General features: G+C 72.6%; 9 protein-coding genes and 2 pseudogenes. 10 read left to right on the top strand and 1 reads right to left on the bottom strand.

The window, feature by feature from the left end:
• The first annotated feature begins 75 nt into the window (after positions 1–75).
• The 8 genes and pseudogenes from JNW87_RS03590 (at position 76) to JNW87_RS03625 (ending at position 10,001) form a co-directional block, all read left to right on the top strand.
• Positions 76–1,821 carry an amino acid permease gene (locus JNW87_RS03590; protein WP_238452999.1) on the top strand — a complete coding sequence of 582 codons (1,746 nt, stop codon included), beginning with the start codon at positions 76–78 and terminating at the stop codon, positions 1,819–1,821.
• Between the two features lie 45 nt (positions 1,822–1,866).
• Complete coding sequence (locus JNW87_RS03595) at positions 1,867–3,231, top strand: glutamine synthetase family protein (protein ID WP_238453000.1); 1,365 nt, start codon at positions 1,867–1,869, stop codon at positions 3,229–3,231.
• Positions 3,232–3,345: 114 nt separating this feature from the next.
• Complete coding sequence (locus tag JNW87_RS03600; protein ID WP_238453001.1) at positions 3,346–4,701, top strand: aldehyde dehydrogenase; 1,356 nt, start codon at positions 3,346–3,348, stop codon at positions 4,699–4,701.
• A gap of 5 nt (positions 4,702–4,706) precedes the next feature.
• Positions 4,707–5,474 (top strand): 3-oxoacyl-ACP reductase, encoded by a 768-nt coding sequence (locus tag JNW87_RS03605; RefSeq protein ID WP_238453002.1) that lies wholly within the window; start codon positions 4,707–4,709, stop codon positions 5,472–5,474.
• Positions 5,471–6,159: pseudogene (locus tag JNW87_RS03610) on the top strand (gamma-glutamyl-gamma-aminobutyrate hydrolase family protein). Before JNW87_RS03605 ends, JNW87_RS03610 begins: the two are co-directional and overlap by 4 nt.
• 175 nt (positions 6,160–6,334) lie before the next feature.
• Positions 6,335–7,432 (top strand): PAS domain-containing protein, encoded by a 1,098-nt coding sequence (locus JNW87_RS03615; protein ID WP_238453003.1) that lies wholly within the window; start codon positions 6,335–6,337, stop codon positions 7,430–7,432.
• Between the two features lie 8 nt (positions 7,433–7,440).
• Positions 7,441–7,521 (top strand): annotated as a pseudogene (locus tag JNW87_RS03620) (hypothetical protein); the annotation flags it as partial.
• A gap of 206 nt (positions 7,522–7,727) precedes the next feature.
• Positions 7,728–10,001 (top strand): SpoIIE family protein phosphatase, encoded by a 2,274-nt coding sequence (locus JNW87_RS03625; protein WP_238453004.1) that lies wholly within the window; start codon positions 7,728–7,730, stop codon positions 9,999–10,001.
• A gap of 58 nt (positions 10,002–10,059) precedes the next feature.
• Here JNW87_RS03625 and JNW87_RS03630 read toward each other — a convergent pair whose 3' ends face one another.
• Positions 10,060–10,374: an STAS domain-containing protein gene (locus tag JNW87_RS03630; protein ID WP_201749915.1), complete on the bottom strand. Its 315-nt coding sequence runs from the start codon at positions 10,372–10,374 to the stop codon at positions 10,060–10,062.
• 95 nt (positions 10,375–10,469) lie between these two features.
• Here JNW87_RS03630 and map point away from each other — a divergent pair, with 95 nt between their 5' ends.
• Positions 10,470–11,327 (top strand): type I methionyl aminopeptidase, encoded by an 858-nt coding sequence (gene map, locus JNW87_RS03635; RefSeq protein WP_109804645.1) that lies wholly within the window; start codon positions 10,470–10,472, stop codon positions 11,325–11,327.
• Entirely contained in the window at positions 11,324–12,040 is a 717-nt protein-coding gene (locus JNW87_RS03640) for a VIT1/CCC1 transporter family protein (protein ID WP_109804644.1), read from the top strand. The genes map and JNW87_RS03640 overlap by 4 nt, the downstream gene beginning before the upstream one ends.
• Positions 12,041–12,059 lie beyond the last annotated feature (19 nt).

A 12,059-nucleotide genomic window follows, 5' to 3' on the forward strand; every position in this document is an offset into this window, starting at 1 on the left:
TCGTATTGACCCCCTTGATCGACGGGACCACACTTTGCCCACTCGTACCGGGGATCCACCTCGAGGAGGTGTGCAGTGGCCACGACGCCCGTGCCGACCGCCGAGCAACCGATGGACGACGACGCCCGACGGCTCGCCGAACTCGGCTACAAACAGGAGCTGCACCGCAAGTGGAGCGGCTTCTCCAACTTCGCCATCTCGTTCTCCATCATCTCGATCCTGGCCGGCTGCTTCACCACGTTCGGGCAGGCGTGGAACAACGGCGGGCCGGTCGCCATCTCCTGGGGCTGGCCGCTGATCTCGCTGTTCATCCTGATCATCGGCTTCTGCATGGCCGAGTTGGTGTCCGCGTATCCGACCGCGGGCGGGATCTACTGGTGGGCGGCGACGATGGGCCGCCCGGTGCACGGCTGGTTCACCGGCTGGCTCAACCTGATCGGGCTGGTCGCGGTCACCGCGTCGGTGGACTACGGCTGCGCCACGTTCCTCAACCTCACCCTCTCCGCGCTCTTCGACGGGTGGGCGGGGACGCTGCATCAGACGTTCGGGCTGTTCGTGGTGATCCTGGCCCTGCACGGGCTGATCAACATCTTCGGCCACCGCATCATCGACGTACTGCAGAACGTCTCGGTCTGGTGGCACGTGGCCGGCGCGGCCGCGGTGGTGGCCATCCTGCTCCTCGTCCCCGACGACCACCAGAGCTTCCGGTTCGTCTTCACCGAGCGGTTCAACAACTCCGGCTTCGGCGACGGCGACACCGGTGGGCTGACCTTCTGGTTCTACGTGCTGCCGCTGGGCTTCCTGCTCACCCAGTACACGATCACCGGCTTCGACGCCTGCGCGCACGTCTCCGAGGAGACCCGCGACGCCTCGCAGGCTGCCGCCAAGGGGCTCTGGCGGTCGATCTTCTACTCGGCGGTCGGCGGGTGGATCCTGCTGCTGGCCTTCCTCTTCGCCGCCACCGACGTGGACGCGATCAACTCCGCCGGCGGATTCTCCGGGGCCATCTTCGAGACCGCGCTGACCCCGTTCTTCTTCAAGGCGGTCATCATCATCTCCACCATCGGGCAGTTCTTCTGCGGGATGAGCTGCGTGACCTCGATGTCCCGGATGGCGTACGCGTTCAGCCGGGACCGCGCGGTGCCGGGTTGGCGGCTCTGGTCCCGAGTGGATCGCAACGGCACCCCGGTCAACGCGATCATCGCGGCGACCGTGGCCGGCCTGCTGCTCACCCTGCCCGCCCTGTACAAGAACTCGGCCGGCATCCCGGTGGCCTTCTACGCGGTGGTCTCGGTCGCGGTGATCGGGCTGTACCTGTCGTTCCTGATCCCGATCTTTCTGCGGCTGCGGATGGGGGACCGGTTCGTCCCCGGCCCGTGGACGCTCGGCCCGAAGTACAAGCTGCTCGGCTGGATCGCGGTGATCGAGATCGCGGTCATCTCGATCTACTTCGTGCTGCCGATCGTCCCCGCCGGGGTGCCGGGCAACGCGGACTTCAGCTGGTCGGCGGTGAACTACGCGCCCATCGCGGTGGGCGGGTTGCTGCTGCTGGTCGCCGTCTGGTGGTACGCCTCGGCCCGGAAGTGGTTCACCGGCCCCCGCCGTACCGTCGACCTCCCGGCACCGCGCCCGGCCCCCGACGCGCCCGGGCCGACGAGCCGGCCTGACGGACGCCGGACGCGCGGTTGCGTGGGGGCGTTATGCGCCCGGCACGGTTGCGGTACGCCGGTGGTGAAGCGGAGGACGTGGTCGTCGTCCGCCGCCGGCGTGCCGCGACCGTCGCGGTTCCCCGTTTGCGGTGGACCGGGTCGGGGGCATTGACGGTGATCCGGTTTGTCAGTAGACCTTGGTGATGGAGGCTCGCCCATGAGGAAAGCACCGCTCTCGCTGGAAGAACTGCGGGTCGCCATCCGGGGCGGCGAAATCGACACGGTGGTGCTGGCCCTGACCGACATGCAGGGCCGGTTGCAGGGCAAGCGGTTCCACGCCCCGTACTTCCTCGACGAGGTGGTCTCCCACGGCAGCGAGGGCTGCAACTACCTGCTCGCGGTGGACGTCGACATGAACACCGTCGACGGGTACGCGATGTCGTCCTGGGAGCGTGGCTACGGTGACTTGGCGATGAAGCCGGACCTCACCACCCTGCGCCGGGTGCCCTGGCAGCCGGGCACCGCCATGCTCCTGGCCGACCTCGAGTGGCTGGACCGCTCCGGCCCGGTGGTCGCCTCGCCCCGGCAGATCCTGCGCCGGCAGCTGGACCGGCTGGCCGCCCACGGGCTGACCGCGTACGCCGGCACCGAGCTGGAGTTCGTGCTCTTCCGCGACTCGTACGAGGAGGCGTGGCGGCGCGGCTACCGCGACCTCACCCCGGCCAACCAGTACAACGTGGACTACTCGCTGCTCGGCACCGCCCGGGTGGAGCCGCTGCTGCGGCGCATCCGCACCGAGATGGCCGGCGCCGGGCTGACCCCGGAGAGCGCCAAGGGCGAGTGCAACCTCGGCCAGCACGAGATCGCCTTCCGGTACGACGAGGCGGTGGCCTGCGCCGACCACCACGTCATCTACAAGAACGGGGCGAAGGAGATCGCCGCCCAGGAGGGCATGTCGATCACGTTCATGGCCAAGCCGAACGCCCGCGAGGGCAACTCCTGCCACATCCACTTCTCGTTACGGGACCGGGACGGCCGCTCGGCGATGCTGGGCGACGGGCCGGCGCACCTGAGCGTGACCGGGCAGCGGGTGCTCGCCGGGCTGCTCGACAGCATGCGGGAGCTGAGCCTCTTCTTCGCCCCGAACGTCAACTCGTACAAGCGCTACCAGCCCGGCTCGTTCGCCCCGACCGCGCTGCGCTGGGGCACCGACAACCGCACCTGCGCGCTGCGGCTGGTCGGGCACGGGCAGGGCATGCGGGTGGAGAACCGGGCGCCCGGCGCGGACGTCAACCCGTACCTGGCGATCGCCGCCCTGGTCGCCGGCGCGGTGCACGGCATCGAGCGGGAGCTGGAGTTGGGCGAGGAGTGCACCGGCAACGCCTACGACGACCCGGCCGCCGACCGCGTCCCCGCCTCCCTCCGCGACGCCCTCACCCTCTGGCAGTCCTCCACCATTGCGAAGGACGCCTTCGGCGCCGAGGTGGTCGCCCACTACGCCAACCACGCGAAGGTCGAGCTCGCCGCCTTCGACGCCGCCGTCACCGACTGGGAACTGACCCGTGGCTTCGAACGCCTCTGACGCCGCCCCCGACTTCCCCGCGATCTTGCACTTGGGGTCCTTGGTTTGTGGTGGTGAGCGGCATTTGTCGGGGCGGCAACTGCAAGATCGCGGGGGAGAGGGGATGGTGGGGGCGTGAGTGAGGTCAGGAACCCGGCGACGGGGGAGGTCTTGGCGAGCGTGGCGGGGACGTCGCTTGCCGAGACCGATGCGGCGATCTCGCGGGCTGCCGCCGCGTATGAGGGGTGGCGGCACGTCGGTCCGGGGGACCGGGCGCGGGTGTTGCGGCGGTTCGCCGCGGTGGTGGACGCGCACCTGGAGGAGTTGGCGCTGCTGGAGGTGCGCAACGCCGGGCACACCATCGGCAACGCGCGGTGGGAGGCGGGGAACGTCCGGGACGTGCTGGACTACTACGCGGGGGCGCCGGAGCGGCTGACCGGGCGGCAGATCCCGGTGCCCGGCGGGCTCGACGTCACCTTCCACGAGCCGCTCGGCGTGGTCGGGGTGATCGTGCCGTGGAACTTCCCGATGCCGATCGCCGGCTGGGGCTTCGCCCCGGCGCTCGCCGCCGGCAACACCGTCGTGCTCAAGCCCGCCGAGCTGACCCCGTTGACCGCGCTGCGCCTGGCCGAACTGGCCCTCGAGGCCGGCCTGCCGGAGGGCGTGTTCACCGTGCTGCCCGGCGCGGGAAGCGTGGTGGGGGAACGATTCGTCACCCACCCCGCCGTGCGCAAGGTCTGCTTCACCGGCTCCACGGAGGTCGGGACGCGGATCATGGCCGGCTGCGCCGAGCAGGTCAAACGGGTCACCCTGGAGCTGGGCGGCAAGTCCGCGAACCTGGTCTTCGCCGACGCCGACCTGGCCAGGGCGGCCGCCGCCGCGCCGTACGCGGTCTTCGACAACGCCGGCCAGGACTGCTGCGCCCGGTCGCGGATCCTGGTCCAGCGAACGGTGTACGACCGGTTCCTGGAACTGCTTGAACCGGCCGTGCGCGCCTTCCGGGTCGAGGACCCCTCCGCCGAGACCGCCGAGATGGGTCCGCTGATCTCCGCCGCCCACCGCGACCGGGTCGGCGGGTACGTCGACGGCGCGAAGGTGGCCTTCACCGGCTCGTGTCCCGACGGCCCCGGCTTCTGGTACGCCCCGACCGTGCTGCTCGCCGACTCGCCGGCCGACCGCCACTGGCGGGAGGAGGTCTTCGGCCCGGTGGTGTCGGTGCTCCCGTTCGACGACGAGGCCGACGCGATCCGGCTGGCCAACGACACCGAGTACGGGCTCTCCGGCTCGATCTGGACGCGGGACGTGGGCCGCGCCGTCCGGGTGGCGCGGGCGGTGGAGGCCGGCAACCTCAGCGTCAACTCGCACTCATCGGTGCGCTACTGGACCCCGTTCGGCGGGATGAAGCGCTCCGGCCTCGGCCGGGAACTGGGTCCGGACGCGCTGCACGCCTTCACCGACGTCAAGAACGTGTTCATCTCGACAGAGGAGTGATCGCAGTGCAGGGACGGCTACAGGACCGGGTCGCCGTGGTGACCGGGGCGGGCAGCGGGATCGGGTTGGCCACGGTGCGGCGGTTCGCCGCCGAGGGGGCCCGGGTGGTCTGCGTCGACATCGACCCGGAGGCGGGAAAGCGGGCCGCCGACGAGGTGGGTGGGGAGTTCGTGGCCTGCGACGTGGCCGACGAGGCGGCGGTGCGGGACCTCTTCGACGGGGTGGTGGCGCGACACGGCCGGGTCGACGTCGCGTTCAACAACGCCGGCATCTCCCCGCCCGACGACGACTCCATCCTGGAGACCGGGCTGGACGCCTGGGAGCGGGTGCTGCGGGTCAACACGACCAGCGTCTACCTCTGCTGCAAGCACGTCATCCCGCACATGCGCCGGCAGGGCAAGGGCTCGATCGTCAACACCGCCTCGTTCGTCGCGCTGATGGGGGCGGCCACCTCGCAGATCGCGTACACGGCGAGCAAGGGCGGGGTGCTGGCGATGACCCGGGAGCTGGGCGTGCAGTTCGCCCGGGAGGGCATCCGGGTCAACGCGCTCTGCCCCGGCCCGGTCGCCACCCCGCTGCTGCTGGAGCTGTTCGCCGCCGACCCGGAGCGGGCCGCCCGCCGGCTGGTGCACGTGCCGATGGGCCGGTTCGGTCAGCCGGAGGAGATCGCCGCCGCGGTGGCCTTCCTGGCCAGCGACGACTCGTCGTTCATGACCGCCGCGCAGTTCGTGGTGGACGGCGGGATCACCGGCGCGTACGTGACCCCGCTGTGAGCCGTCCGCTCATCGGGATCACCGCGTACGTCGAGCCGGCCGGCTGGGCGGTGTGGCGGGACGTGCCCGCGGCGCTGGTGCCGCAGGCGTACGTCCGGGCGGTCACCGCCTCCGGCGGCCGGGCCGTGCTGCTGCCCCCGGACGACCTCGACGCGGACGTGGTGGGGGTGCTCGACGGGCTGCTCCTCGCCGGTGGCGCCGACGTCGGCGCGGAGCGGTACGGCCGGCCGCCCGATACGCGTACCGAGAGCCGCCCCGACCGGGACGCGGGCGAGCTGGCCCTGCTCACCGCGGCGCTCGCCGCGGACCTGCCGGTGCTCGGCGTGTGCCGGGGGATGCAGCTCCTCGCGGTCGCCCACGGCGGGGCGCTGCACCAGCACCTGCCGGACGTGGTCGGTCACGACCGGCACCGGCCGGCGCCCGGGGTCTACGGCGCGCATCCGGTGCGGTTCGCCCCCGGCAGCCTGACCGGGTCGGTGCTGGCCGGGGTGGACCGGGTCAACTCCTACCACCACCAGGGGGTGCCGACCCGGGTGACCTGGTGGTCACCGGGTGGGCCGACGACGGGGTGGTGGAGGCGCTGGAGGATCCGCGGCGGCGTTTCCTGCTGGGCGTGCAGTGGCATCCGGAGAACGATCCGGACCCGCGCCCGGTGGCCGCCCTGGTCCGGGCCGCCCACCACTGAGCAGCCGAACGTGTTGCCCGGATCACACCGTCGGTGGTCGCGTCAGGATGAGGCTCGGGTAACCAGCGACCGTCGGCCGCAATGCGTTACGTTGCTCCTCCACCGGGGTAATAGGCGGGGACGGTCGGCGAGATCTCGCCGACCGTCGCGGACGTTGGCCTGAGCGGGAGGCTGCATGAGCTCGGCCCAGGGGGGCGAGGGCGGGCGAGGCTCGTTCTCGGGGACCGGCGAGGCGGAGTTGCCACCACTGTTGACCGCGGCCTTCGCCGCCGGCGGCGAGATGGGTCAGCGGCTGCACGCCTTCGACTGGTCCACCACTCCGCTGGGCGCGCCGGAGGCCTGGCCCCCGGCCCTCTGCCACGCCGTCAGCATGATGCTCTCCTCCCGGGCCCAGATCGTGATGTTCTGGGGCGAGGACCACCGCGCCTTCTACAACGACGCCTACCGGCCGACCATCGGGGCGAAGCATCCGGCGGTGATCGGGCAGCCGGCCCGGGTCCACTGGGTGGAGACCTGGGAGGTGCTCGGGCCGCTGCTGGAGGGGGTACGGCGCACCGGCGAGCCGTACCGGGGCGAGAACCACCCCTTCGTCATCGACCGGCACGGCTTCCTCGAGGACGTCTACCTCGACGTCTCCTACGATCCGATCCGGGACGCCGACGGCACGGTCAAGGGCGTGTTCTGCTTCGTCAACGAGACCACCGGCCGGGTGGTCGGCGAGCGCCGGCTGCGGGCCCTGGCCGAGCTGGGCTCCCGACTCGCCGACGTGCAGAGCATGCGGGAACTCGGCCGGGTCGCGGCCCGGGTCCTCGACGGATACCGGACGGACCTGCCGTTCAGCCTGCTCTGGCTGTACGACGCCGCGGGCAGCCCGGTGCTGACCGGCTGCGCCGGCGTCGACCCCGGCCGGGTCTCGGGGGGCCGCCGGAGCCGCCGGCGGCCGCCGCGGACGCCTCGGGGAAGGCCCGACCGGTGCCGGTGGGCGACCTGCTCGACGGGCTGCCGCCGGACGCCGCCGAGCACGCCCTGGTGTTGCCGATCACCGCGACCAACGAGCCGGCCGGCGTGCTGGTGCTCGGGCTCGCCCGCCGGCTTCCGCTCACCGACGACTACCTCGACTTCACCGACCTGGTGGGGGCGCAGATCTCCCGCGCAGTCGGCAAGCAGCGGGCGTACGAGCAGGAACGCGCGCGGGCCGCGGAGCTGGCCGCGCTGGACCGCGCCAAGACCAACTTCTTCACCAACGTCAGCCACGAGTTCCGCACCCCGCTGACGCTGGTCCTGGGGCCGCTGGAGGACCTGCTCGCCGAGCCCGGCCTGCCCGCCGAGTACACCGAGCGGCTGACCATGATGCACCGCAACGCGCTGCGGCTGCTCAAGCTGGTCAACACCGTGCTGGACTTCTCCCGGCTGGAGTCCGGCGGCTGGCCGCCCGGTACCAGCCCACCGACCTCGCCGACTACACCTCCCGGCTGGCCAGCACCTTCCGCTCGGCGATCGAGCGGACCGGGCTGCGCCCGGTGGTGGACTGCCCGCCCCTGCCCGCGCCGGTCCACGTCGACCGGGACATGTGGGAGAAGATCGTCCTCAACCTGGTCTCGAACGCCGTCAAGTTCACCTTCGACGGTGAGATCCAGGTCCGGGTACGCGCGGTCGACGGAGCCGCCCGGGTGGAGGTCGTCGACACCGGCGTCGGCATCGCGCCGGAGGAGCTGCCGCACGTCTTCGAGCGGTTCCACCGGGTGCCGGGCGTCCGGTCGCGCACCCACGAGGGCACCGGGATCGGGCTGGCGCTGGTCCGCGAACTGGTCGAGATGCACGGCGGCACGGTCGAGGTGCGCAGCCGGGTCGACGAGGGGACCACCTTCGCCGTGACCGTCCCGTTCGGGCACGGGCACCTGCCCGCCGACCGGGTGGTCACCCTCGCCCCGGTGCCGCTGACCGAGCCGGAGCAGGCCCGGCTCTACGTCGCCGAGACCGTGCTCTGGACCGACCCGGTCGGGCCGCCCGCCGAGCTGCCGCAACGGGTCGACGCGCCCGCCGGCGGCGGGCGGATCCTGGTCGCCGACGACAACGCGGACCTGCGCGAACACGTCACCCGGCTGCTCGCCCAGGCCTACGAGGTGGTGGCCGTGCCGGACGGCGTGGAGGCGCTCCGGCTGGCCGTCGACGCCCCGTTCGACCTGGTGCTGACCGACGTGATGATGCCGCGGCTGGACGGCTTCGGGCTGGTCACCGCGCTGCGCGCGAACCCGGTCACCCGGCACGTGCCGATCGTGCTGCTGTCCGCCCGGGCCGGCTCGGCCGAGGCGGTCGCCGGGCTCTCGGTCGGCGCCGACGACTACCTGACCAAGCCCTTCTCCAGCGAGGAGCTGATCGCCCGGGTCCGGGCCAACGTCGAACTCGGCCAGCTGCGCGGCCAGATCATCCGGCGGCTGCACGCGCTGGCCGACGCGGCCGTGGCGATCAACACGGCCCGCTCCACGGCCGACGTGGTGCAGGTCGCCGCCCAGCACGCGCTCAGCCTGGCCGAGGCGGCCCGGGTCGTGGTCACCACCACCGGGGCCCGCTACGAGGCGGACGGCGGCGGCGAGGCGGGCACCGAGCCGACGGTGGTGCTGCCGCTCACCGGCACCACCGGCGAGCAACTCGGCGAGCTGCGGGTCTGGCGCCGCGACGGGGACGGCACCGAGCAGGCCGCGCTGACCCAGCTGGCCCGGCTGGTCGGCGTACGGCTGGAGAACGCCCAGCTCTACGAGGCCGAGCACCGGATCGCCACCACCCTCCAGCACAGCCTGCTGCCGCGTACGCTGCCGCAGCTGCCCGGCGCCATGGTGGCCAGCCGGTACCTGCCGGGCAGCGCCGACGTCGAGGTCGGCGGCGACTGGTACGACGTCATCGGCGCCGCCGACGACGAGCTGGTGCTGGTGATCGGCGACGTGGTGGGCAAGGGCGTCCGGGCCGCCGCCGCGATGGGCCAGCTGCGCAACGCGCTGCGGGCGTACGTCCTGGAGGGCTTCGACCCGGGCCAGGCGCTGACCCGGCTGAACCGGCTGGTCGGCTCCACCGAGCACGGCTCCTTCGCCACCGTCGTCTGTCTCCGGTTCTCTCCCCGCACCGGCCGGCTGCGGTACGCCAGCGCCGGTCACCCGGCTCCGCTGCTGATCCGCGGAGACGACGCGGCGCTCCTGCACGACCGGGCCCTCGGACCGCCGATCGGGGCGGTCCCGGAGGCGGCGTACCGGACCGTCGAGGGTGAGCTGGCCCCCGGCGATCGTCTGCTGCTCTACACCGACGGCCTGATCGAGGACCGGGAGCTCGGCCTCGACGCCGCGCTGGACCAGCTTCGCCTGGACGCCGCCAGCCCCGGGGCGCACGTGGCCGACCTGGTCGACGCGGTGGTCGAGCGGGTGGCCGAACGGCCCCGGCACGACGACGTGGCGGTGCTGGCCCTCGAGGCGGTCGCGCTGAACCGGTTCGCGCTGCGGCTGCCGGCCGACCCGACCCGGCTCAGCGTGCTGCGCAAGCGGTTGGAGGACTTCCTCGTCGCCCACCGGGTGGGCGAGGACGACCTGTTCGACCTCACCGTGGCGATCTCCGAGGCCGCCGCGAACGCCATCGAGCATCCGCTGTCGCCGACCGAGCCGGTGATCGGCGTGAAGGTGACGATCGAGGGCCGGACGGTGGTCGCCACGGTCCGGGACAGCGGGCGGTGGCGGGAGTCCGCCGGGGCGGGCTTCCGGGGCCGGGGACTAGCGCTGATCCGGGCGCTCGGCGACCTGACGGTGCGACGTACCGCCGAGGGCACCGAGCTGACGCTGCGCCGGCAGTTGCGCGACTGAGCCGACCAGCCGGCGACGGGGGGCTGCCGGGCTGGCCGGGCGCGCGGGCTGCCGGGGCTCAGGCCGGCTGGAGCCACTCCTGCTCGCCCAGGCCGGAGATCTCCAGCACCCGGCGGACCTGCCGGGACGGCAGCACGGTCAACGCGCCGGGGAACCGCTGGGCGAGCCGGACCAGGGCGTGGATGGCCGCCGAGTCGAAGAAGGTGACCGCGCGGAGGTCGAGCGTCACGTGCCCGGCCGGCTCCCGCAGGGCGGTCTGCAGCATGGTGTCCGCGGTGGCCATGTCGACCTCGCCGGTCACCAGCACACGGAGCTGATCACCGTCGACCTCCGCCGTCGCGGAGAAGACGGGAGGTGCGCCCCCTAGATCCACGGAGCCACAATGGCACAGCCGGCCGGGCGCGGCAACAACCCGCGCGAGCAGGCCGTGGCGGGGGTCACGCCGACGCGCGGCGATAGGCTGTCGGCATGACCGTCCGTGCGCCGCTGACCCCAGGCACACTCTCCCCGTGGCGACCGGTGCCTGCCCACATCGCCCGCCCGGAGTACGTGGGCAAGAAGCGCCCCCAGGAGTGGCGCGGCTCGCACGTGCAGACGCCGGAGACCATCGAGAAGATGCGGATCGCGGGCCGGCTCGCCGCCCAGGCCACCCAGCTCGCCGGGGAGCACTGCAAGCCGGGCGTGACCACCGACGAGATCGACCGGGTGGTGCACGAGTTCCTGGTCGACCACGGCGCCTACCCGTCGACGCTGGGCTACAAGGGCTTCCCGAAGTCCTGCTGCACCAGCCTGAACGAGGTGATCTGCCACGGGATCCCCGACTCGACGGTGCTCACCGACGGCGACATCATCAACGTCGACGTCACCGCCTACCTCGACGGGGTGCACGGGGACACCGACGCCACGTTCTGCGTGGGCGAGGTCAGTGAGGAGGCGGGGCTGCTGATCGAGCGGACCCACACGGCGATGATGCGGGGCATCAAGGCCGTCGCCCCGGGTCGGCAGATCAACGTGATCGGCCGGGTCATCGAGTCGTACGCCAAGCGGTTCGGCTACGGCGTGGTCCGCGACTTCACCGGCCACGGCATCGGCGAGACGTTCCACAGCGGCCTCTACGTGCCGCACTACGACAGCCCCCGGCCCACCGACATCATGGAACCGGGGATGACGTTCACCATCGAGCCGATGATCACCCTCGGCACCCACCAGTACGACATGTGGGACGACGGCTGGACGGTGGTCACCAAGGACCGGAAGTGGACCGCCCAGTTCGAGCACACCATCGTCGTGACCGACGACGGCTACGAGATCCTGACCCTCCCGTGACCGAGACCCCGGCCGCGCTGCGCGAGGCGCACCACGCGGACGTGTCCGGCGGCTGGCTGCGGCCCGCCGTGTTCGGCGCGATGGACGGACTGGTCACCAACATCGCCCTGATCGCCGGCGTCGGCGGCGGTGGCGTCTCCCCGCGCAGCGTCGTGCTCACCGGCGCCGCCGGGCTGGTCGCCGGCGCCATCTCGATGGGCCTGGGGGAGTACACCAGCGTCCGGTCGGCCAACGAGCAGGTCGCCGCCGAGGTGGCCAAGGAGCGGCGCGAGCTGGAGCGGCACCCCGAGGCGGAGGCCCGCGAGCTGGCCGAGGCGTGGGTGGCCCGCGGGCTGCCGCGGGACCTCGCGGTGCAGGTCGCCGAGGCGGTCCGGCGCAACCCGGAGGAGGCGCTGCGGATGCACGTCCGGGAGGAGCTGGGCGTCGACCCCGACGAGCAGCCGAGCCCGTGGGCCGCGGCGATCTCGTCGTTCCTGTGCTTCTCCGTCGGCGCCCTGGTCCCGCTGCTGACCTACCTGCTCGGCTTCACCAGTCTCTGGCTGGCGCTCGGCGTCGGCGGGGTGGGGCTCTTCGTGGCCGGGGCGGTCGTCGCCCGGTTCACCAACCGCCCCTGGTGGACCAGCGGCCTGCGTCAGCTCCTGCTCGGCGCCGCCGCCGCCGGCGCGACGTACCTGGTCGGCGCCTTCATCGGCGTCCAGGGCGGCATCGGCTGACCCGACCCGGGTGGCGTGG

The organism is Micromonospora sp. ATA51 (assembly GCF_016802855.1).
GTDB classification, from domain to species: domain Bacteria; phylum Actinomycetota; class Actinomycetes; order Mycobacteriales; family Micromonosporaceae; genus Micromonospora; species Micromonospora sicca.

Bases quoted from the DNA above. Each gene is read 5' to 3' on its own strand.
- JNW87_RS03595 (WP_238453000.1), top strand. From the start codon at position 1,867: ATGAGGAAAGCACCGCTCTCGCTGGAAGAACTGCGGGTCGCCATCCGG.
- JNW87_RS03615 (WP_238453003.1), top strand. From the start codon at position 6,335: ATGAGCTCGGCCCAGGGGGGCGAGGGCGGGCGAGGCTCGTTCTCGGGG.
- JNW87_RS03625 (WP_238453004.1), top strand. From the start codon at position 7,728: ATGTGGGAGAAGATCGTCCTCAACCTGGTCTCGAACGCCGTCAAGTTC.
- map (WP_109804645.1), top strand. From the start codon at position 10,470: ATGACCGTCCGTGCGCCGCTGACCCCAGGCACACTCTCCCCGTGGCGA.